The 20,837-nt window shown below is 74.7% G+C and carries 18 protein-coding genes; 7 read left to right on the top strand and 11 right to left on the bottom strand.

Features of this window, described 5'->3' with window-relative positions; all coding sequences use genetic code 11:
- Nucleotides 1-113 precede the first annotated feature (113 nt).
- From ACIOFR_RS36120 to ACIOFR_RS36135, 4 genes are all read left to right on the top strand, one after another.
- The gene (locus tag ACIOFR_RS36120) at nt 114-1,502 is read left to right on the top strand and encodes an MFS transporter (RefSeq protein ID WP_401004092.1); all 1,389 of its coding nucleotides are present in this window, start codon (nt 114-116) and stop codon (nt 1,500-1,502) included.
- A gap of 72 nt (nt 1,503-1,574) precedes the next feature.
- Nucleotides 1,575-3,413, top strand: a complete 1,839-nt coding sequence (asnB, locus tag ACIOFR_RS36125) for an asparagine synthase (glutamine-hydrolyzing) (protein ID WP_401004094.1) — start codon at nt 1,575-1,577, stop codon at nt 3,411-3,413.
- Nucleotides 3,414-3,434: 21 nt separating this feature from the next.
- Nucleotides 3,435-4,721, top strand: a complete 1,287-nt coding sequence (locus ACIOFR_RS36130; RefSeq protein WP_401004096.1) for a cytochrome P450 — start codon at nt 3,435-3,437, stop codon at nt 4,719-4,721.
- 143 nt (nt 4,722-4,864) lie between these two features.
- Entirely contained in the window at nt 4,865-5,821 is a 957-nt protein-coding gene (locus tag ACIOFR_RS36135) for an L-tyrosine/L-tryptophan isonitrile synthase family protein (RefSeq protein WP_401004098.1), read from the top strand.
- 78 nt (nt 5,822-5,899) lie between these two features.
- On the opposite strand, the gene ACIOFR_RS36140 is transcribed toward ACIOFR_RS36135, so the two are convergent.
- From ACIOFR_RS36140 to ACIOFR_RS36160, 5 genes are all read right to left on the bottom strand, one after another.
- Nucleotides 5,900-6,718, bottom strand: coding sequence for an ABC transporter ATP-binding protein (locus ACIOFR_RS36140; RefSeq protein WP_401004100.1), 819 nt, complete (start codon nt 6,716-6,718; stop codon nt 5,900-5,902).
- The gene (locus ACIOFR_RS36145) at nt 6,715-7,731 is read right to left on the bottom strand and encodes a FecCD family ABC transporter permease (RefSeq protein WP_401004129.1); all 1,017 of its coding nucleotides are present in this window, start codon (nt 7,729-7,731) and stop codon (nt 6,715-6,717) included. The genes ACIOFR_RS36140 and ACIOFR_RS36145 overlap by 4 nt, the downstream gene beginning before the upstream one ends.
- A gap of 75 nt (nt 7,732-7,806) precedes the next feature.
- Entirely contained in the window at nt 7,807-8,892 is a 1,086-nt protein-coding gene (locus ACIOFR_RS36150; RefSeq protein ID WP_401004102.1) for an ABC transporter substrate-binding protein, read from the bottom strand.
- Between the two features lie 240 nt (nt 8,893-9,132).
- Nucleotides 9,133-10,047 (bottom strand): lytic polysaccharide monooxygenase, encoded by a 915-nt coding sequence (locus tag ACIOFR_RS36155; RefSeq protein WP_401004104.1) that lies wholly within the window; start codon nt 10,045-10,047, stop codon nt 9,133-9,135.
- 278 nt (nt 10,048-10,325) lie between these two features.
- Complete coding sequence (locus ACIOFR_RS36160; protein WP_401004106.1) at nt 10,326-11,801, bottom strand: MFS transporter; 1,476 nt, start codon at nt 11,799-11,801, stop codon at nt 10,326-10,328.
- A gap of 205 nt (nt 11,802-12,006) precedes the next feature.
- Between ACIOFR_RS36160 and ACIOFR_RS36165 the strand changes: the two genes are divergently transcribed.
- Complete coding sequence (locus ACIOFR_RS36165; protein ID WP_401004108.1) at nt 12,007-12,711, top strand: TetR/AcrR family transcriptional regulator; 705 nt, start codon at nt 12,007-12,009, stop codon at nt 12,709-12,711.
- 90 nt (nt 12,712-12,801) lie between these two features.
- Here ACIOFR_RS36165 and ACIOFR_RS36170 read toward each other — a convergent pair whose 3' ends face one another.
- From ACIOFR_RS36170 to ACIOFR_RS36180, 3 genes are all read right to left on the bottom strand, one after another.
- Complete coding sequence (locus ACIOFR_RS36170) at nt 12,802-13,950, bottom strand: polysaccharide deacetylase family protein (RefSeq protein ID WP_401004110.1); 1,149 nt, start codon at nt 13,948-13,950, stop codon at nt 12,802-12,804.
- A 459-nt stretch (nt 13,951-14,409) separates the two neighbouring features.
- Nucleotides 14,410-15,309: a hypothetical protein gene (locus ACIOFR_RS36175; RefSeq protein WP_401004111.1), complete on the bottom strand. Its 900-nt coding sequence runs from the start codon at nt 15,307-15,309 to the stop codon at nt 14,410-14,412.
- Entirely contained in the window at nt 15,306-16,358 is a 1,053-nt protein-coding gene (locus ACIOFR_RS36180; RefSeq protein ID WP_401004113.1) for an SPFH domain-containing protein, read from the bottom strand. Before ACIOFR_RS36180 ends, ACIOFR_RS36175 begins: the two co-directional genes overlap by 4 nt.
- A gap of 139 nt (nt 16,359-16,497) precedes the next feature.
- On the opposite strand from ACIOFR_RS36180, the gene ACIOFR_RS36185 reads away from it, so the two are divergent.
- Nucleotides 16,498-17,265, top strand: coding sequence for a crotonase/enoyl-CoA hydratase family protein (locus ACIOFR_RS36185; protein ID WP_401004115.1), 768 nt, complete (start codon nt 16,498-16,500; stop codon nt 17,263-17,265).
- 112 nt (nt 17,266-17,377) lie between these two features.
- On the top strand, nt 17,378-17,869 hold the full coding sequence (locus ACIOFR_RS36190; RefSeq protein WP_401004117.1) for an NUDIX hydrolase: 492 nt from the start codon (nt 17,378-17,380) through the stop codon (nt 17,867-17,869).
- 15 nt (nt 17,870-17,884) lie between these two features.
- Here the strand turns inward: ACIOFR_RS36190 and ACIOFR_RS36195 are convergent, their stop codons facing one another.
- Genes ACIOFR_RS36195 through ACIOFR_RS36205 form a run of 3 tightly spaced genes read right to left on the bottom strand, consistent with a single transcriptional unit; the run spans nt 17,885 to nt 20,456 of the window.
- Nucleotides 17,885-18,535, bottom strand: coding sequence for a response regulator (locus ACIOFR_RS36195; protein ID WP_401004119.1), 651 nt, complete (start codon nt 18,533-18,535; stop codon nt 17,885-17,887).
- A gap of 25 nt (nt 18,536-18,560) precedes the next feature.
- Nucleotides 18,561-19,844 carry a sensor histidine kinase gene (locus ACIOFR_RS36200; protein ID WP_401004121.1) on the bottom strand — a complete coding sequence of 428 codons (1,284 nt, stop codon included), beginning with the start codon at nt 19,842-19,844 and terminating at the stop codon, nt 18,561-18,563.
- Between the two features lie 9 nt (nt 19,845-19,853).
- Entirely contained in the window at nt 19,854-20,456 is a 603-nt protein-coding gene (locus tag ACIOFR_RS36205; protein WP_401004123.1) for a hypothetical protein, read from the bottom strand.
- Nucleotides 20,457-20,837 lie beyond the last annotated feature (381 nt).

A 20,837-nucleotide genomic window follows, 5' to 3' on the forward strand; every position in this document is an offset into this window, starting at 1 on the left:
AATTCGTTCGGAACTCTCTCGGCCCGGCGCACGACTGGTGTGACGGATGCCGTGGATCCACGGCATCCGTCACTACGGGGAGGACGGTCCATGCCGACGTGCGGCGGGGTGTCATGACGACCGGACGGACGGCTCCCGCACCCGCGGTGACCGGGCCGGACCGCTGGCCGCTGGTGGGTCTGGCCGGTCTGCTCGCGTTCGTCGCGATGCTCGACCTGAACATCGTCACCGTGGCCGTCCCGAAGATCGCCGAAGGTCTCGGGGTCCAGCCGGAGACCGCCCAGTGGGCCGGTCTCGGCTATCAACTCCCCGTGGTGGCACTGCTGTTGCCGGTCGGCCGATGGCTGGACGGCGTCGCCCCGCGGCATGCCCTGCTCGGCGCGCTGACCGGGTTCGCGCTCTGTTCGGCGGCGGCTGCCGCAGCCCCCGGCGCCGGCTGGCTGATCGGGGCGCGGATCGCCCAGGGCTGCTTCGCCGCCGTCCTGTTCGTGCTGATGCCGGTGCTCGCCGCCACCGCCGTGCGGCCCGAGCTGCGGGCCCGGGCGATGAGCGTCCCGGCCACGCTCGGTCCGCTCGGGGCGGTCACCGGCCCGGCGGTCGGCGGGCTGCTGCTCGACCACCTGGGCTGGCGGGCGGTGTTCCTGGTCAAACTGCCGCTCTGCCTGGCCGCGGCCGTCCTCGCCCACCGGCACCTCGCCCCCGGCGGCAGAACGCCCCGACCGGACCGCCGCTCGTCGGCCGACGCCGCGCTGATCGGCGCGGCCGTCGGCGCCGTCCTGCTCGCGCTCACCCTGGCGCCTGGTGCCCCGCCGTGGCTGCTGCTGGCTCTCGCGGCCGTACCGTTCGCGGTGCTCTGGCTGCGCGGGCCCGGCGGGCGTACGGTGGTCGCCGTCCTGCGGTACTCCGCCACCTCGGGGGTCAACGCGGCCGTCCTCGCCGTCGCGGCGGGCTTCGCCGCGATGCACTACCTGGTCTCCCTGCACCTCCAGCGCGACCAGGGGGTCAGCGCCACCGCCACCGGCCTCACCGTGCTCGCCTTCCCGGCCGCGATGGGCCTGGCCGGACCGCTCGGCGGGCGGCTCGCGGACTGCTTCGGCACCCGCCCCACCGCGGCGGCCGGCGCCGCCGTCACCGCCCTCGGGCTGCTGCTGCTCGTCCCGCTCGGCGACCACTGGTCCACCGGTTCGATCGCCTGGCGGCTCGCGCTGGCCGGCGCCGGCATGGGGCTGTACGGCGGGCCGAGCCAGGCCCTGGTGATGACCGCCGCCCCGCCGGACCGGATGGCCACCGCCGGCTCCACCGTCCAGCTCGCCCGCTCGCTGGGCTTCGCGCTCGGCCCGGCGCTCGCCACCGCGGCCTGGGGCCTGGCCGGCCGCGGCGACACCGGTGTCCGGACCGGCCTGGCCGTCGCCGCGGTGGCGGTCTGCGCCGCGGTCCCGCTGCTGGCCGCCGGTGCCCGGGTGCCTCGGCCGGCCCGGCCGGGCAGACCCACCGCCGGCTGACCCCGGTCGGCCCGGGCGCCCCCCTCACCCCCCGCCCCTCGTCCACCTTTCCCCGCAGAAGGGAACATCCGCATGTGCGGAATCACCGGCTGGGTCTCCTTCCACCAGGACCCCGCCCCGCAGTCGGCGGTCATCGAGGCGATGACCGCCACCCTGGCCCGCCGCGGCCCCGACGCCGGCGGCTGCTGGGCCGGCCCGCACGCGGCGCTCGGCCACCGCCGGCTCTCCGTGATCGACCTGGTCGGCGGGGTCCAGCCGATGGCGGACCGGCCGGAGCGCCCCACCGCCGTCCTCAGCTACAGCGGCGAGGTCTACAACCACCACCGGCTGCGCGCCGAACTCCAGCGCCTGGGACACGAGTTCCGCACCCGTAGCGACACCGAGACGGTCCTGCGCGGCTACCTCCAGTGGGGTGACGCGGTGGTCGACCGGCTGGAGGGCATGTACGCCTTCGCGATCTGGGACGCCCGCCGCGAACGCCTGCTGCTGGTCCGCGACCGGCTCGGGGTCAAGCCGCTGTACTGGGCGCAGGTGGACGGCGGCCTGGTCTTCGGCTCCGAGCCGAAGGCCCTGTTCGCCCACCCCGAGGTCACCCCCCGGGTGGACGCGGACGGCCTGCGCGAGACCTACAGCCTGCTCTTCAACACCGGCCCCACACTCTGGGCCGGCGTCCGCGAACTCCCGCCCGGCGGCCTGCTCACCCTCGACCGCTCCGGCCTGCGCGAGCAGCTCTACTGGCAGTTGACGGCCCGACCGCACGCGGACGACCGGGAGAGCACCGTCGAGCGGATCGGCTCCCTGGTCAACCGCACCGCCCGGGCCCAGCTGGAGGCCGACGTCCCGCTCTGCAGCCTGCTGTCCGGCGGCATCGACTCCACCGTGATCACCGCCCTGGTCGCCGACGAACTGCGGCTCGCCGACGGGCCCGGCGCCCGGCTGCGCTCGTACGCCGTCGACTACAGCGACCAGGCCGAGCAGTTCACCGGCGACGTGTTGCGCACCGGCCACGACACCCCGTTCGCCGCCGAGGCCGGCGCGTACATCGGCACCGACCACTCCACCGTCGTCCTCGACCCGCGCAGCCTGCTCGACCCCGAGCACCGCCGTGCGGTGGTCGAGTGCCGGGACTCGCCGATCGGTGTCGGCGACATGGACACCTCGCTCTACCTGCTCTTCGGCCGGATCCGCGAGCACTCCACCGTGGCGCTCTCCGGGGAGGCCGCCGACGAGATCTTCGCCGGCTACCCCTGGTTCCACACCCCTGCGGCCGTGCAGGCGCCGACCTTCCCGTGGCTGCTGGTCACCGGCGACGAGGCCGCGATGCCGCTCAACCCCGAGCTGGCCGCCACCCTGCGGATCGCCGAGTTCCGCCGGGACACCTACCGGGACGCCCTGGCCGCCGTCCCCCACCTGCCCGGCGAGGACCCGGCCGAGCACCGCCAACGCGAGCTGCAGCACCTCTCGCTGACCCGCTGGCTGCGCCAGCTGCTGCACCGCAAGGACCGGCTGAGCATGGCCCAGGGACTGGAGGTACGCGTCCCCTACTGCGACCACCGGCTGGTCGAGTACGCCTTCAACGCCCCCTTCGCGCTGAAGAGTTTCGACGGCCGGGAGAAGAGCCTGCTGCGTGCCGCGGCCACCGGCCTCGCCCCCGAATCCGTCCTGCGCCGGCCGAAGAACCACTACCCCGCCACCCACCACCCCGACTACAACAGCGGCCTGCAGGCGATGGCCCGCGAGGCCCTGGACTCGCACCACGGCCAGGTCCGCGAGATCGCCGACGAGGCCGTGATCAAGGCCACCCTGGACACCCCGCCCGACCAGCTCACCTGGGGCCACCGCCTGCGCCTGGAACGGGTGGTCGACCTCGCCCTGTGGCTGGACCACCACAACCCCCACCTGACGTTCTGACCACTTCCGGGAGCCCCAGTCATGACCGACCCCACCGCGCCGGCGGGCCGCTGCCCGTACGGCCATGACACCCCGACCGGCACCGAACGGGCCGAGCCGGTACCGCTGTTCGGCCAGGCGTACAAGAGTGACCCCTACCCGCTCTACCGCGAGCTGCGCGGGACGGGCCCGGTGCACCGGGTGCGTTTCCCCAGCGGCATCGCCGCCTGGCTGGTGACCGGCTACCGGGCCGCGCACCAGACCCTCAACGACCCGCGCCTGGGCAAGAACCACCGCCTGGGCAACGAGGGTTGGCGCCGCCTCGCGTCGATCATGCCGGAGCCGCAGCACTCCCAGCTCCAGGTCCACCTGCTGCACCAGGACCCGCCCAAGCACACCGACATGCGCCGGCTGGTGCTGGACGGCTTCGCCCCGCGCCGGATCGAGGCCCTGCGGCCACGGTTCCAGCAGATCGCCGACGCCCTGGTCGACGCCCTGCCCGCCACCGGCGGCGCCGACCTCGTCCAGGGCTTCGCGGCCCACTACCCCTTCCGGGTGCTCGCCGAAGTCATCGGCCTGCCGGCGGAGCTGGCCGCGCGATTCGACCGCGACTGGGGCAAGGTCGTCCAGCCGGTCGGCCCGCACGACCCCGGTCGCCCGGCCTACGAGGGCCGACTGCGCGGACTCCAGACCTACATCGCGGACGTGGTCGCCCACAAGCGGGCCGAGCCCTCGGACGACCTGCTCGGCCGGCTGGTGGCCGCCCAGGACGACGGGCAGCTCGGCAAGGAGGAGCTGGACTCCATGATCTTCCAGCTGCTGGTCGCCGGCCAGGAGCCCGTCACCAACCAGATCAGCACCATGCTGATCACCCTGCTGCGCCACCCCGACCAGCTCGCCCGGCTGCGCGACGACCCGGCCCTGCTGCCCCGAGCGGTCGAGGAACTGCTGCGCCACGACAGCGCGTTCGAGCTGACCACCTGGCGGTTCTTCGCCGAGGACAGCGACCTGCACGGCACCACCGTCCCGGCCGGCGACTCGGTGATCGTGTCGCTCTGCGCGGCCAACCGGGACCCGGAGCAGTTCCCCGGGGCCGACGACCTCGACTTCGACCGGACCCCCAACGCCCACCTGGCGTTCGGCCACGGCATCCACTTCTGCCCCGGTGCCGCGCTGGCCCGGGCCGAGCTCCAGATCGCCCTGGGCACCCTGCTGGCCAGGCTGTCCGGGCTGCGGCCCGCCGTCGCGGACTCCGAGCTGAGCTGGATCCCGGCCGTCCTCGCCCGGGGAGTCGACACGCTGCCCGTCCGCTACGACGCCCGCCGCTGAGCAGGCCGCACCGACCCCGTACCCCGCACCGGCCCGTACCCGCACCGCACCGAACCCGCACCGACCCCGTACCGACCGTCCGCCGCCGCGCCCGGCGCTCCCGCGCCGCGGCGCTCTCCCGTCATGCCCTCGTGGAGGACCGCATGTCGTCAACCGCCACTCTGGCCCCGCTCCAGCCCACCCATCCGGCCGTCGCACGCGTCAGCGCCGAGCTGGTGGAGCTGCTACTGCCCCATCGCCGGGCCTCGGACCCGGACCTACCCGCGACCGCCGCCCTGTTCCCGGTCCAACTGCGCCAGGTGGCGGGCTTCGTGGCCGCCGGCGAGCCGGTGGTGTTCACCCTGCCCGGCTTCCCCTGCAAGTCGCCCAACACCCGCAAGGTGCTGGGCCACCTCCCCGACGAGGGCGAGCGGCTGGCCCTGGGCTTCCTGAACGGCCTGTGCGAGCGGATCGCCCGGGTGTACTCACCGGGTGCCCGGATCCTGATCTGCTCGGACGGCCACGTCTTCGGCGACCTGATCCGCGTCCCGGACCAGGACATCGACGCCTACTCCGACGAGCTCACCGCGATGATCGCCCGCGAGGGCTTCGACCACCTGGCCACCTTCGACCTGCGCCACGTCCTGGGCGACCTGCCGTACGACGACAAGCGCGCCCTGGTGCACGACCGGTACGCGCCGCCGCTCGACGACCTGCGCGCAGAGGTCAGGTCCGACGAGGAGACCAACGGCCTCTACCGGGGCATCACCCGCTTCCTGGTCGACGACACGGCCGACTTCGCGGGCACCAGATCGGCGCTGCAGCGCGAGTGCCGCCGCCGTGCGTACGGCGTGATCCAGCGCAGCCGCGCCTGGGGCACGCTGATCGCCGAGCAGCACCCGCGTTCCGTCCGGCTGTCGATCCACCCGCAGCCGGTCGGGGCCGGCAAGTTCGGGATCCGGCTGCTGGACCACCGGGACGTGTGGGCCACCCCGTGGCACACCGCGGTCCTGCACCGGCCGGACGGTGCCTGGGAGTTGATGCACCGGGCGGAGGCGGAGCGGATCGGCGCCCTGGTCCACCGCGACGGGCGGCCCAGCCACTTCGAAGCGGCCCGGTAGGCGGCCCGGCCCGGCCCGGCCCGGCTCGCGGCGGGGCGGGGCGGCGTGGATTCCCGTCGCACGCCGCCCCGCCGCGGGTCACCGTTCGACCGCGCCCGGGGCGCCGACCGCGCCCGTCACCCGGCCGGCCGGGTTGCGGTGGTCGAAGGCGATCAGCGGATCGCCGGTCAGCGGGTGTTCCACGACGGCCGCCCGCACCCCGAACACCTCCGCGAGCAGCTCCGGCGTCAGCACGTCGCGCGGCGGCCCGGAGGCCACCACCGAGCCGTCGTGCAGCACGTGCAGCCGGTCGCAGACCGACGCCGCCGCGTTCAGGTCGTGCAGCGCGACCAGGGTGGTGGTGGCCTGCACGCGCAGCAGGGTGAGCAGCTCCACCTGGTGCCGGACGTCCAGGTGGTTGGTCGGCTCGTCCAGCACCAGCACGTCCGGCTCCTGGGCGAGCGCCCGGGCCAGCAGGACGCGCTGCCGCTCGCCGCCGGAGAGCTGGGAGAACGGCCGCCCGGCGTGCTCCAGCATCCCCACCCGGGCCAGACCGGCGGCCGTCGCGGCCCGGTCCCGGGCGCTCTCGGCGGCGAACGCCCGCTGGTACGGGATCCGGCCGAGCGCCACCACCTGGGCCACCGTCAGCTCGAAGTCCCCGCCGCGCTCCTGCGGGAGGGCCGCGATGTGCCGGGCGGACTCGGCGGGTGCCAGCGCGGTCAGGTCGCGGCCGTCCAGCAGGACCCGGCCGGCCCTCGGCGCCAGGTGCCGGTAGACGGTCCGCAGCAGGGTGGACTTGCCGCTGCCGTTGGGGCCGACCAGGCCGGCGATCTCGCCCTTCTCGGCGACCAGGTGGACGCCGGCCACCACGGTCCGTCCGGCGAGCGCGACGTGCAGGTCTTCCAGGGCGATCCTCAACTGCGCTCCAGTCGTCGGTCGAGCAGGTACAGCAGGGCGGGCGCCCCGATCAGCGCGGTGACCACGCCGATCGGCAGCTCCTGGGTGTCCAGTGCGGTCCGGGCCACGGTGTCGACCACCACCAGCAGGACGGCGCCGGTGAGGGCGGACAGCGGCAGCAGCCGGCGGTGGTCGCCGCCGCACACCAGCCGGCAGACGTGCGGCACCAGCAGGCCGACGAAGCCGATCGCCCCCGAGACGGCGACCAGCACGCCGGTCAGCACGCTGGTGGCGACGAACAGCTCCCGGCGCAGCCGGGCGACCGGTACGCCGACGCTGGCGGCGGTCTCGTCGCCCATCAGCAGGGCGTTGAGGCCCCGCGCCCGGGCCTGGAGGACGGCCAGGCCGAGCAGGACGGCCGCGGCGGGCACCGCGAGTCCGTCCCAGGTGGCGCCGCTGAGGCTGCCCATCAGCCAGAACAGCACGCCCCTGGTCTGCTGTTCGTCCCCGGCCTGGAGCACCAGGTAGCTGGTGAAGCCGGACAGGAACTGCCCGATGCCGACGCCCGCGAGCACCAGCCGCAGCGGGGAGAAGCCGCCGCCGCGCCGGGCCATCGCCCAGACCAGGGCGAACGCGCCGAGCGCGCCGGCGAACGCGGCCCCCGAGACGCCGAGGCCGGCCACCGTCCCGCCGGCCGTGCCGAGCACGATCACCCCGACGGCACCGAGCGAGGCGCCGGAGGAGATGCCGAGCAGGTAGGGGTCGGCGAGCGGGTTGCGGACCAGGGCCTGGACGGCGGCGCCGACCAGGCCGAGGCCGGCGCCGACCAGCGCGGCCAGCAGGGCGCGCGGGACGCGCAGCTGCCACACGATCAGGTCACGGGTGCCCGGCAGGGGCGGGCGTCCGGTCAGCCGGCGGGCGACCACGGACCAGACCTCGCCGGGCGGGACGTCCACCGAGCCGATCGAGACGGCGGTGGTGAGCGCGGCCAGCAGGGCGAGTCCGAGCACGGCGGCGGCCCAGCCGGCCGGCACCCGGCGGGGCGGACGGCCGCCGGGCCGGCCGGCCGCAGGCCCGGCGGTCCCGTGCGGGGCTTCGGTGACGGCCACTCAGCTGCCGTTCCGGACCAGGTCGGGGTGGACGGTGGCGGCGATCCGCTGGACGGTGTCCGCGTTGCGGGTCCCGGCGATGGTGGTGACCTCGGAGCCGATCCGCAGGAAGTGGCCCTGCTGGACGGCGGGCAGCGCCCTGGTGGCCGGGAACTCGCGCAGGAACGCCTCGGCCTCGGCGTACGCCTTGGTGTTCTCCGCCTCGCTGCCGCGGTCGCGGACGCCCAGCTGGATCCAGTCCGGGTTCTTGGCCACCACGTCCTCCCAGCTCACCGGGCGGAAGTCGGAGTCGCAGTCGGCGAACACGTTGCGGGCGCCGGCCAGGGTGATCACCGCGTTGGCGACCTGCCGGCCGCAGAGCGCGACCGGCTGCTTGGTGCCGGCGTCGAAGTCGAAGAAGAAGTAGCCGGGGCGGCGCTCTGCGGGCAGGTCCTTGAGGGCGTCGGTGACCGCCTTGACGCGGCTCTCCATCGCGGTGGTCAGCTCCTCGGCCTTCGCGCCGGTGCCGGTCACGGCCCCGAGCCGGCGGATGTCCTGCTCGACCTCGGCCAGATCGGTGCGGGGGCCCTTGGCGGTGGCGGTGCAGGCGGTGGAGAGCAGGTAGACGTGCCGGATCCCGGCGGCCGCGAACTCCGCCTCGGTCGGGGCCCCGCCGCCCGCGCCGCCCATCATGTCCATCGAGCCGAAGGTGTCCACGTAGGTGTCGGCGCCGGAGCCGAGCAGCTTCTCCTTGGCGATCCCCATCTCGCCGAGCACCGGCACCTTGGCGCCCTGGTCGGCGACGGCGGCCGGCAGGGTGCCCTTGCCGGGCGGGAAGCCGGTGCCGATGACCCGGTCGCCGGCGCCGAGCTGGAGCAGCATCTCCAGGGCGGAGCCGTTGCTGGTGACGATCCGCCGTGCCGGGCCGGCGAAGGTGGTCTTCTTGCCGGCGCAGTCGGCGACCTCGACGGGGAAGGCCCCCGCCGACGCGGTGCCGGTCGCGCCGGTCGCGGCCTCGCTGCCGCTGCCACCCCCGGTGGTGCTGCAGGCGGTGGCGGTGAGCAGCGCGGCGGCCGCCGCGATGCCGCACAGGACGCGAGAACGCATGGGGACTCTCCTGGGTATCCGGGTGGAACGGGCCCGCTGGAACGGGCCGTGGACCAGGTAGTCGCGCGGATCGGGGGAGGAGTTCCCAGAGGTGCCGAAACGGCCGCCGGGGAACGAGGGGGCGCCCCCGGCGGCCGGTGCTGCGGTGCTGTGCTGCTGCGTGCTGTGGCGTCCTGCGGATGCGGTACGCGGGTGTGTCGTGCGGGTGCGCGACGCGGGTGCGGGCGCGCTGGCGGAGCGTCAGCCGCTGTGGCTGAGCGCCGCCCCCGGGCGGCGGCGGTAGACGAAGACCGCGGAGCCGGCCACCGCGGCCAGGGCGGACCCGCCGAGCACCAGCGAGCGGGTGGAGCCGGCCGTGAGCGGGGCGGCGGCGCTGCCCTGCGCGGCGGCGGCCTGGTGGTCGCCGCCGTGGCCCTGGTGGTCGACGGTGGAGCGGGTGTAGCCCGCGGCGATCTGCTGCTCGGTCGGGGTGGTGGGGGTGGACGGGGACTGCAGGCCGGTCGCGGCGGCGGCGCCCTGCCCGTACGTGACGTCGGAGCAGCCGTAGAAGGCCTCGGGGCTGTCGTTGCGCTGCCAGACCAGGTAGAGCAGCTGGCGGCCGGTCCGGCTGGGGAGGTTGCCGCCGAAGGTGTAGTAGCCGTTGGTCGCACTCCGGCCGGTCGGGTACTCGGCCACCGGGTTGGCGAGGTCCAGGTCCGCCCACTTCAGGGGTTTGGTCGGGTCGTAGCCCGGCTTGGTGATGTAGAGCTTCATCAGGCCCTGGTGCGGCGCGGTCACCCGGAAGTTGAAGGTGAAGGAGCCGGACTGGACGCCGGTGGCGGGCCAGTCGGTACGGGCCATGTCGAGGGCCTTGTACTTGTCGCGGTTGGCCGAGCAGAGCCTGCCGTCCGGAATGAGCTGCTGGTGCTGGCCGTTCGCGTTGGCGATGTTGACCTCGTTCCAGTCGTACAGCGGCTGGGTGCCGCTCATCGCGACGAGGTCCTTGCACACCTGGGACTGCGGGTGCTCGGGGCCCTCGGCGTAGCAGGTGGCGACCCTGCTGACGGGGCCGTAGAGCGAGCCGTGGGCGCTCGCGGTGCCGGTGGTGACGGCGGCCGTCAGCAGGGCGGTCGCGCCGACGACACCCGAGGCCAGGAGGCGGCGGGTTACGGACATGGGGGATCTCCTCGACGGTACTTCGGGCCTGTTGTGGGGGACGGGCACGTCTGCCCGGAATCCCCGGGGAGCGACCCCGGGGCAAGGCGCGGCGCGGACCCGGCGCGCAGCCTGGAACGAGCGTATGATTGGCCTAGACCATATGGCAATAGCCGCGCATACCCAGTGAGTTGACGGACCGTCCTACCTAGGGCCCGACCTGCGCGAAGGGGACGCGGAACGGCCCGTGCCCCGCCGGTGTCGCCGGCGGGGCACGGGCCGTCAGGAGTACCTACGGGTCAGGCGGGGACCTTCTCGGACCGCTCCGCGTCGTCCAGGCCGTCCGCGGCGCCCTCCTCGGCACCGGCCTCCTGGTGCGGGCGGGCGTGCTTGGGCAGCAGGAAGATGGCGGCGAACACGACGGCCAGCATCGCGATCTCGACGGCGAGGGTGAACTGTTCGGCGTGCAGGAAGCTCTCGGTCTTGATCTGCTCGAAGAAGACCGTGCCCAGGACCGCGGTGCCGAGCGCGGCGCCGAGCTGCTGGACGGAGGTGAGGGTACCCGAGGCCGAACCGGTCTCGTGCGGCTCGACCGAGGCGAGCACGGTGTCGAAGAACGGCGCCATCACGAAGCCCATGCCGAGGCCGGTCACCGCGAGCGCGGGCGCCAGCTGCCAGGGGCTCACCCCTTCGCCGGCCAGCTGGAGGGTGAGGATGACCGCGCCGACGCCCAGGGCCATCACGATCAGGCCGCCGTGCATGACCTTGCGGCCGAACTTCAGCAGCGCCTGCGAGGAGACGAAGGCGATCACCATGCCGACCGAGGACGGGATGCCGGCCAGGCCCGCCTTGAACGGCGAGTAGTGCAGGCCGATCTGGGTGTAGAGGCTGAAGGTCAGCCAGAAACCGGTCATCGCCGAGAAGAAGGCCAGGCCGAGGACCATGCCGCCGCTGAATCCGCGCTTGCGGAACAGGCTCGGTTCCACCAGCGGGTCGCCGCCGGAGCGGCTCTTGCGGTTCTCGTACCAGGCGAAGAGGGCGAACACCGCCAGCGACAGCCCGATCAGCGCGAACGCCCAGGCCGGCCAGCCGTGCTCGCGGCCCTGGACCAGCGGGAAGACGATCAGGGCGGAGCCGGCCGCGGCGAGCAGGGCGCCGACCAGGTCGAGCCGGACGGTGCGGGCGCTCTTCCACTCGGGGAGGAAGGCCACGCCACCGGCGATCGCGAACAGGCCGAGCGGGATGTTGATCAGGAAGATCATCCGCCAGCCGCTGCCCCACAGGTCGGCGTCGACCAGCCAGCCGGCCAGGATCGGGCCGCCGACGGTGGACAGTCCCATCACCGGGCCGAACAGGCCGAACGCGGTGGCCTGCTCCTTCTCGGAGAAGATCTCCTTGAGCATGCCCAGGCCCTGCGGCAGCATGATGGCGCCGAGCAGGCCCTGGAACACCCGGGCCGCGATCAGCTGGCCGGGCTCCTGGGCCAGGCCGCAGGCCACCGAGCCGAGGGTGAAGCCGACGGCGCCGATGAGGTACATCCGGCGGCGGCCGAAGATGTCGCCGAGCCGGCCACCGGTGATCAGGCCGATCGCCATGGCGAGCGTGTACGCGGCGCCGAGCCACTGGATGAGCGACTCGCCGCCGCCGATGTCGGCCCGGATCGACGGTCCGGCGATGTTGGTGACGAGGGAGTCCAGGAGGTCCATGACCTCTGCGGCGAGGATGACGAACAGCGCCGCCCATCGCCATCTGTAGGGGGACGTCGAGTCGGTCATCGGGGAACTCCTGAGGTGCGGGGACGGGCATGTGGCGAACACTGTTCTACGGCGCGACCGCCGTTCTGTCAACACAGTGTTCGCCTGGCGAACGGCGTTCGCAACCCGATGGGTCGCCCGACCTGGGGAACAGCGTTCGCCGGGGGTACGATGTTCGCCGGGGGAACGCCGGACGATCATCGAGTAGTCGCGAAAGCAGGTGCGCATGACCTCGCAGATGCCCCCCGTCCCCTGGCACAAGGCGCGGAAGGCGGACGTCCGCCAGCCGCTCAGCCAGGAGGCGATCGTCGAGGCCGGGATCCGGATCCTCGACGCCGAGGGTCTCGCCGGGGTCACCATGCGCCGGATCGCGCAGGAGCTCGACACCGGCCCGGCCTCGCTCTACGCGCACGTGTCCAACAAGGACGAGCTCTGCGAGCTGATGCTGGAACGGATCTCCGGGGAGATCCCGCTGCCCGACGCCCCGGACCCGGCCCGCTGGAAGGAGCAGATCACCCGGATCTGCCTGGACGCTCAGCGCGTCTACACCGCCCACAGCGACATCACCCTGGTGTCGCTGGGTGCCATCCCGACCGGCGCCAACCAGCTGCGGGTCGCCGAGTTCATGCTCAACGTGATGCTCGCCGCCGGCATCCCGGACCAGGTCGCCTCCTGGGCCCTGGACGGTCTCGGCCAGCTGATCGACTCGGACGCGTACGAGGCCTGCATGTACGCCGCGAAGCTCCAGCGCGGCACCGATCTGGACGCCTACTTCGAGAGCATCAAGGACTACTTCTCCCGGCTGCCGGCCGACCGGTTCCCGCTGATCAGCAGCATGGCGTCGACCATGGTCGACGGTGACGGCGACGACCGCTTCGCGTTCAAGATCGACGTCTTCCTGCGCGGGCTGGAGTCCTACATCGAGAAGTGAGGCCGCCGCGCCCGCCGGCCGCCTGTCAGGGCGGGGTGGCCGGCGGGTGCGGCGGCGGCCCGGTGGCCGGGTCGGTGCCCGACCGGGGTGTCAGCAGCCGCCGCGGATCCGGTGCACGGCCGGGTGCAGGCCGGACAGGATGGTGTCGAAGCGGTGCCGGGTGGTGTCGGAGTTGATCCGCAGCCGGTTGATCCGCAGCGGGTCGGGCGGCAGCAGCGCGTCGTGCCGGTGGTTGAACAGGAAGCCCAGCCGGTACCCGAGCTCGCCGAGCAGGGCTTCCGTGCGCTCGTCGCGGTTCCCGTTGGGGTAGGCGAAGGCGGTGGGGGCCTCGCCCAGCCACCCGGTCAGCAGCCGGTGGGCCTCGGCGACCTCGGTGCGGACGGTGGCGTCCGCGCAGCGGTCCAGGCACGGGTGGGAGTGGGTGTGGTTCCCGATCGCCACGCCGGCCGCGCGTAGCTCGGTGAGGTCGGTGCTGCCGAGCTGGGCCTGCCGGGGGGCCCGGGTGCCGGCGGTGGCGCGCAGCTCCTGGAGGCTGCGGCGGCGGTCCGCGTCCGGCAGGGTCTTCAGTCGGCCCACGGCGTGCTGCGGGGGACATCCCGACAGGGCCTGTGCGGTGCCGCCGCGCGCCGCGAGGTAGGCGGCCTCCGACCACCAGAACGGCTGCTCGGTGCCGATGAGTTCGGTCACCACGAAGGCGGCGGCGGGGATCCGCAGCCGGGCCAGCACCGGCAGTCCGTGGGTGAGGACGCTGCGGTCGCCGTCGTCGAAGGTGACCAGCACGCTGCGCGGCGGCAGCGGGCGCCCCTCGGCCACGCAGCGCTCCAGCTCACCGAGCGAGACCGGGCTCGCGGTGCGGACCAGGCGCTCCATCTGGGCGGTGAACGCCGTCGGGTCGTCGATGCCGTGGTACGCCAGCACGGCCAGTCGCCGGGAGGACAGCGCGCGGAAGACCGGTTGGAGCGGTGAGTGGCGCAGCAGCCCGTCGATCCGGCGCCGCCGGGCGTCCCCGGCCACCGGGTGCGCGGCCGGCTGCGGTGCGGCGGGAGCGTGTTCGGCAGCCGGGTGGGCGGCGGGCGGATGGGCGGCGGCAGGGTGCGGGGCGGCCCGGCCGCCCGGCCCGCCGGGACCGGTGCCGGGCACCGGCTGCGGCCGAGGTGCCGCGGTGGTCGACGGTGTGCTGCTGGGCTTCTTGCTGTCCACGGTGACGGTCGCACGCGCGGTCGTGTCCGGCTTCGACACGCTTACCCCCTCCGAACTCTGCCGCGTGCGCAGCCGACCCTGGGTGGCAGCCCGGCATCGTGCTGTCGGGCGCGACAGCGGATCCCGCACGCTCTGAAAACGTTTTTACCGCCACGCTGGAGACTTTAATACCTCTTTGGAAAACTTTTCCTGACTGGACATCAACTGAGCGGATCCTGGCTGCGATCTGTACGTGTCAGGGCTAACGTACTGCGTGTCGCGCCGGTCGGCACCGGAGTCCGCGCGGTCGGCCGGATTCGGTCGGGTGGTGGGCCGTGGAAGGCGGAGCGCCCGGCGCGCGGCCGCCGGTGCGACGTGCGCCCGGCGGGAACGGGCGTTCGGTGCGGCGGTTTCCGGGACATGCCCTTCGTCTGCGGATCATCACAGAATCAACACGCCCCGGCCGCGGAATCCTCGACTTCGCGCGCCCGGCGCCCGGCGGTGCCGAGGGGCGGGCGCTCAGCCGAACAGGCGCAGCCGCTCCGCCGCCACGCCCAGCCGAACGGTCTGACCCCAGGTTAGCCGCAGCGCGTCGGACTCGACACCGTCCCCGAACGCGACCAGTTGGTCCGATTCGACGGTCAGCGTGAGCCGCTCGCCCCCCGCGAGCAGCCCCTGCACCTGCCCGGTGCCGGTGAGCGGCGACGGCCAGGCCTCCCGGACGAACCAGGCCACCGCCGGCGCGCCCGGCCCCGGCAGGTCGAGGCTGCTGCGCCGTTCCAGCCAGGTGGAGCGGCACCAGCCGGTCGCCCCGGTGCCGGTGCCGACCAGCACCCCGGAGGAGGCCTGCGACTCCTCCGTGCCGCCGGCCGCCGCCAGCCGGTAGCGGGCGGTCTGGTGGCCGCGCTGGCCGAGGTAGATCTCGTTGAGGGCGAGCAGCCGCTGGGTGTCGTCGGAGACCGCCTCGACCATGGTGCGCTCCTCCAGGTGGCGGTCGCCGCCCGGTGCGGCGACGGCGCGCAGCACCCGGGCCGCGTCCGCCGCCCGGTGTCGGACGAGCACGCCGAGGCCGCTCCCGGGCTCGGTGTCGATCCCCACCACCGGCTGCCCGGTGAGGTACTTGGCGGCGTTGGCCACCAGGCCGTCCTGGCCGACCACCACCAGGACGTCCTCGGGGGTGAACAGGAAGCGGTCCAGGTCGGCGCGCTCGACCCGGCTGCGGCGCCAGTCCAGCGGCACGGCGGCGGCGACCTCCGCCAGGGCGGCCCTGGTGCTGTGGTGGCGCCGCTCCACCTCGTCCAGCGTCCGGCCCCGGGTGGACAGGAAGAACGCCGCCTGCCCGCGGGAGCCGTGCCGGGCGATCAACTCCTCGTACTCGGTGCGGCGGTGGACCACCACCGCGCGCGGTGCCAGGCTCACCGCTCCCCGTCCCCGGTGGTGGCGGGCCGGCCGAGCCGGGTGAGCAGGCCGGTCAGCACGTCGGGGCTGAGCGTGATGCTGTCGATCTTCGGCAGGTGCTCGGCGAGCTTGCCCAGCGCCAGCGCGTGCAGCAGCTCCGGCCCGGCCTGCTGGTGGGCGAGCAGCCACGCCTCCTCGGAGGCCGCCCTGGCCTCGCCGAGCACCCGCTCGGAGTCGGCCTGGGCGTCCGCCAGGATCCGGGCGGCCTCCGCCTCGGCGGTGGCGATCCGGGTGCGGCGGGCGGCCTCGGAGTCGGCCCGGACGCGGTCGGCGGCGGCGTTCTGCTCGGCCTGCCGGCGCGCGTTGGCGCCCTGCTGGGCGACCAGGTCCTCCTCGCGCCGGGCCAGCTCGATCTTGCTGGCCAACTCGTTCTCGGCGATGGCGCGTTCGCGTTCGACGGCGACCGCGCGGCGCTCGTAGGTGGCCCGGTCGGCCTCCTGCTGGACCTGCTCGCGCGCCGGGGTGCGCAGCGCGCGCTCCAGGTCGGCCTCCGGTCGCAGCGCGGTGACCCGGACGGCGATCACGGCGAGGCCGGTCTCGGCGAGCCGGGGGTCCGTGCTCAGTCCGGCGCCGATCCTCTCGCGGACCGGGGTCACGCCGGCGGCGAGCGCCTGTGCGAGCGTCAGGCCGGCGACCAGCTCCAGGGCGTGCTGCTGGGCGCTCTCGGTGAGCAGGGTGCCGAGCTGGTCCAGCGGCTCGGCCCGCCAGGCCCCGGTGTCGGGGTCGATGCCGAAGTCCACCCGGGTGGCCGCGACCACCGGGTCGGTGATCCGGTAGGTGACGGTGGCCTGGACGGTGAGGTCCTGGAAGTCGGCCGTGCGGGCGTGGCAGATCATCGCCAGTTCCCGGTCGTCGGCGGGGACTTCGGAGATCGCCGCGGTGAGCGGGCGGAACCAGAACGCGAGGCCGGTGCCCTCGTGGGCGAGCGTGCCGCGGCGCAGGTGCCGGATGTGGGCGGTGGGTGCGGCGCGCAGGTGGCGGAATCCGAAGCGCCTGGTGATGTCGGCCATGACTGGCCCCCTTTCTCGTCTATCTGACGATAAATGGCCGGGATCATTATCGTCAAGGGGACGAAAACGGCGCCCCGCGCCGACGGGCGGCATGATGGCCCGACAGGCACGGCTCACCGGCGCGACGGAGGCGGACACGATGGTGCGGAACGCGGTGCGGGTCGAACGGCGCGGCCCGGTCACGACGGTGGTCCTGGCCCGCCCCGAGGCCCGCAACGCGGTCGACGGGCCGACCGCCGCCGCCCTGCTCGAAGCCTTCGAGGAGTTCGACGCCGACGATGGCGCCTCGGTGGCCGTGCTCTGGGGCGAGGGCGGCACGTTCTGCGCCGGCGCGGACCTCAAGGCGGTCGGCACCGTCCGCGGCAACCGCCTCGCCGCGGACGGACCGGGCCCGATGGGACCCACCCGGCTGCGCCTGGGCAAGCCGGTGATCGCCGCGGTGGCCGGGCACGCGGTCGCCGGTGGCCTGGAACTGGCGCTCTGGTGCGACCTGCGGGTCGCCGGGCAGGACGCGGTCTTCGGCGTCTTCTGCCGCCGCTGGGGCGTCCCGCTGATCGACGGCGGCACCGTGCGGCTGCCCCGGCTGATCGGCACCGGCCGGGCCATGGACCTGGTCCTCACCGGCCGCCCGGTCGACGCCGAGGAGGCGTACCGGATCGGTCTGGCCGACCGCCTGGTGCCGGCCGGCACCGAACGGGCCGCCGCCGAGGCGCTGGCCGCCGAACTCGCCCGCTTCCCGCAGACCTGCCTGCGCCAGGACCGGCTCTCGCTGCTCGAACAGGACGGCCTCACCGAGCCCGCGGCGATGGCCAACGAGTGGGCCCACGGCCGGGTCTCGCTCGCCTCGGACACCACGGCCGGGGCGGCCCGCTTCACCGCGGGGGAGGGGCGCCACGGCGCGTTCTGACCCGTCTCCCACGGTGCTGCGGCCGGCGGTGCGATTGTCCGTCCATTGTGGCCGGTGCATGGCCCGGGCCCGTGGCGGGGAGCTCTCCCCCGAGCGACGAAGGAGCACCAGCGTGACGACCGAGACCCTCCCGCCCGACCGGTTCGCAGCCACCCTGCCCAAGCACGTCGTGTCGGCGGGCGTGCTGCTCACCGACGCGGACGACCGGATCCTGATGCTCCGCCAGGCCCGCGGCTACCCGGGCCACCCGGTCTGGTGGCAGCTCCCCGGCGGTCTGGCCGACCACGGCGAGCGCCCCTGTCGCACGGCCGTGCGCGAGACCCGCGAGGAGACCGGCCTGCGGGTCGACGGGCCTCTGCCGCTGCTCGCCGTCGACTACCGCCGCGCCTCGGACGGCTGGCCGCCGGTGATCGACTTCTGCTTCGACGGCGGCACCGCCCCCGGCGCCCCCGTCCTCAGCGCCGAGCACGACGCCTACGACTGGCGCAGCCATCAGGACTGGCTGGCCGGCCTGCACCCCGTGCAGCAACCCTGGTTCACGGCCCTGTGGCGCGCCCGCCGGAGCCGGACACCGCTCTACCTGTACGACGGCGAGTGCTCCTGAGCGTCCGCCGCCCGGTCAGCCCCCGCTCTCCAGGTGGCGCAGCACCGCCAGGACCCGGCGGTGGCCGCCGTCCGAGGCGGGCAGGTCGAGCTTGGTGAAGATGTTGGCGATGTGCTTCTCGACGGCCCGCCCGGAGACCACCAGGACGTCCGCGATCGACTGGTTGGTCCGGCCCTCGGCCATCAGCGCGAGCACCTCGCGCTCACGCGGGGTGAGCGCGTCGAGCGTGGCGGCCCGGCGGCTCGCGCCGAACAGCTGGGAGACCACCTGCGGGTCGAGGGCGGTGCCGCCGGCCGCCACCCTGGCCAGCGCGTCCGTGAACTCGTCGAGGTCGACGACCCGTTCCTTCAACAGATAGCCCACGCCGGCGCAGTCCCGGCCGAGCAACTGGGCGGCGTACCGGGTCTCCACGTACTGGGAGAAGATCAGCACGCCCACGCCGGGGTGCTCCTGGCGGATCGTCACGGCCGCGCGCAGCCCCTCGTCCGTCTGGGTCGGCGGCATCCGTACGTCCACCACCGCGGCGTCCGGCCGGTGGGCGGCGACGGCGGTCAGCAGCGCCTCGGCGTCGCCGACCGCGGCGACCACCTCGACCCCGCGCAGCGCCAGCAGTTGGGCCAGCCCGTCCCGCAGGATGGCCGAGTCCTCGGCGATCACCACCCGCATCCGCGGTTCCTCCCCGTCCGGCCGGTCAGAACGGCAGCCGGACGGTGACCTCGGTCGGTCCGCCGCGCGGGCTGTCGCAGGTCAGGCTACCGTCGACGGTCCTGGCCCGGGCCCGCAGGCCGGACAGGCCGCTGCCCGCGCCGAGCACCGCACCGCCGCGGCCGTCGTCCCGGACGGCCAGCCGCAGCACCCCTCCCGGCTCGGCGGCCACCGCGATCCGCACCTGCCGGGCGTCGCTGTGCTTGACGGCGTTGGCCAGCAGCTCCGCCGCGCAGAAGTACCCGATCGACTCGACCGCGGGGGAGGGCCGCCGGGGCAGCTCCACCGTCACCTCCACCGGCAGCGGGCAGTCGGCCGCCAGCGTCTCCAGCGCGGTCGCCAGGCCGCTGTCCAGCGCCGGCGGATGGATGCCCCGGACCAGGTCGCGCAGGTCCGCGACGGCCTGCTTGGCGTTGCCCCGCGCCGTCTCCAGGACGGGGAGCAGCTGTTCGCGCCCGGCGCCGGCCAGCACCAGTTCGCGGATCACCGTCAGGTGCATCCCCAGCCCCACCAGCCGGGCCTGGGTGCCGTCGTGCAGGTCGCGTTCGATCCGCCGCAGGGTGGCCGCGGCGTCGTCGACCGCCTGGGTCCGGGTCTCCTCCAGGTCGCGGATCCGCCGGTCCACCGCATCCGGGCCGAGCAGCGACCGCAGCAGCGCCCGCTGCGGGGCCAGGGCCCGGTGCACCAGCCACGGCGCCGCCGCCAGCAGGCCCAACCCCACGGCGCACGGGACGAGCCAGCGGGGCCAGCTGTCCCACTGCACCCCGCCGACCTCCAGCGAGACGTGCCGCACCGAGCCGTCCGCGTCGCGCACGGTGAAGCGGTTCCACCGTCGCAGCAGCGGATGCGCGGCCAGCAGCACCCCGTACACGTAGCCGACCAGCACGGCCGGCAGCGGCAGCAGGGCGGTCAGCGGGGTGGCGAGCGCCGCGCCGACCGCCCGCCAGCCGGCCCGGTCGCCCAGTACCGCCCGCCGCCAGGCGAAGGCCCCGGGCGCGCCCGGCGGCACCGGCGTCGCCACGGCCAGGCCGAGCAGCCGCCCGGCGAGCCGGCGCTGGACGGCGCCGAGCCCGCTCGCCCCGCGGACGGTCGCCGCGATCAGCCACGGCCCCAGCGGGGTCACCGAGAGCACCCCGCCGGCCACCAGCCCCGACAGCACCAGCGCGGCGCCGGCCAGTGCCGGTACCGGCGCGAGCAGGGCGTAGAGCAGGGCGGCCAGGGCCCGGCGGCGGAACGGCGCTGCGGCGACATCGGCGGCACGGGAGATCATGCGCGAAGCCTAGAGCTGGTGCGCGACGGGGACGGCGACCACGGCACCCACCACCGCGACCAGCGCCGCGAGCAGCACGGCACGGCCGGCCCCGATCCGCCGCGGGCCGAGCAGGCCGACGGCCAGCCGGGCCTGAAGGGCGGTCAGGCCGCGGCCGATCCAGGGCATCAGCAGCAGGAAGCCGACCCCGCCGCCCAGCGCGTGCAGCGCCCAGGCCCCGGCGAAGGTCGGGCCGCCCCAGTCCTCGGCGTAGTCGCCGGTGCCCATGCCGAGCAGCGGGCGCAGCGGCCAGCCGAGGTTGAGCGGCACCAGCGACCAGCCGTAGACCGTGGTCACCAGGGCGACCGCGTCGAGCGGCAGTGCGAGGACCGCGTGGGCCAGGGCGGCGAGCCGGCCGCCGGCCGGTTCCTCGATCCGCCGGCCGAGCAGCCGCGCCACCAGACCCCGCTGCAGGCGGCCCGCGGGGCCGCCCAGCAGGGCGAGCGGTACGGCGAGCAGCCCGACCGGCAGCGCGAGCAGCAGGTAGCCGACGCGTCGCCAGGTGTCGCGCCGGAAGGGCTCGGTGAGGACGGTGCGCAGGCCGCGGACGAGGACGGGACGGGCCGTGTTCATGGGAACCACCAGGGGATCGGTCGCGAATCGGGACCCCGACGCCTGCTCGGGGGTGGTTCCAGCCTTCCGCGGCCACCCGCCCGGTACGAGGGGGGCAGCACGGAACCCGGGGGTTCGGTCCACCCCACCCCCGGATACCTCCGGGGTCGGGGTAGGGGTCATCCGGAAGGAGGAGAGCGGTCCCCGCCGTCCCGACCGGGAGGGGTACGCCCAACCGTCCGGCAGGCCGACGGACCGTGCCGGCAACGCGCCCGAGGATGGACGGGACCCTGCATCCCGACCCTGCCAGGAGCCCCTCGTGAGCACCATGACGACCACCACCGCCGCCGCCCGCGCCACCGGCCTGAACAAGGTCTACGGCGAGGGCGAGACCCGGGTGGT

It is taken from the genome of Kitasatospora sp. NPDC088346, from assembly GCF_044740765.1.
GTDB lineage: Bacteria > Actinomycetota > Actinomycetes > Streptomycetales > Streptomycetaceae > Kitasatospora.

Coding starts and splice junctions, on each gene's coding strand:
- ACIOFR_RS36120 (WP_401004092.1), top strand. CDS start 114: ATGACGACCGGACGGACGGCTCCCGCACCCGCGGTGACCGGGCCGGAC.
- asnB (WP_401004094.1), top strand. CDS start 1,575: ATGTGCGGAATCACCGGCTGGGTCTCCTTCCACCAGGACCCCGCCCCG.
- ACIOFR_RS36130 (WP_401004096.1), top strand. CDS start 3,435: ATGACCGACCCCACCGCGCCGGCGGGCCGCTGCCCGTACGGCCATGAC.
- ACIOFR_RS36135 (WP_401004098.1), top strand. CDS start 4,865: ATGTCGTCAACCGCCACTCTGGCCCCGCTCCAGCCCACCCATCCGGCC.
- ACIOFR_RS36150 (WP_401004102.1), bottom strand. CDS start 8,892: ATGCGTTCTCGCGTCCTGTGCGGCATCGCGGCGGCCGCCGCGCTGCTC.
- ACIOFR_RS36155 (WP_401004104.1), bottom strand. CDS start 10,047: ATGTCCGTAACCCGCCGCCTCCTGGCCTCGGGTGTCGTCGGCGCGACC.
- ACIOFR_RS36160 (WP_401004106.1), bottom strand. CDS start 11,801: ATGACCGACTCGACGTCCCCCTACAGATGGCGATGGGCGGCGCTGTTC.
- ACIOFR_RS36165 (WP_401004108.1), top strand. CDS start 12,007: ATGACCTCGCAGATGCCCCCCGTCCCCTGGCACAAGGCGCGGAAGGCG.
- ACIOFR_RS36180 (WP_401004113.1), bottom strand. CDS start 16,358: ATGGCCGACATCACCAGGCGCTTCGGATTCCGCCACCTGCGCGCCGCA.
- ACIOFR_RS36185 (WP_401004115.1), top strand. CDS start 16,498: ATGGTGCGGAACGCGGTGCGGGTCGAACGGCGCGGCCCGGTCACGACG.
- ACIOFR_RS36195 (WP_401004119.1), bottom strand. CDS start 18,535: ATGCGGGTGGTGATCGCCGAGGACTCGGCCATCCTGCGGGACGGGCTG.
- ACIOFR_RS36200 (WP_401004121.1), bottom strand. CDS start 19,844: ATGATCTCCCGTGCCGCCGATGTCGCCGCAGCGCCGTTCCGCCGCCGG.
- ACIOFR_RS36205 (WP_401004123.1), bottom strand. CDS start 20,456: ATGAACACGGCCCGTCCCGTCCTCGTCCGCGGCCTGCGCACCGTCCTC.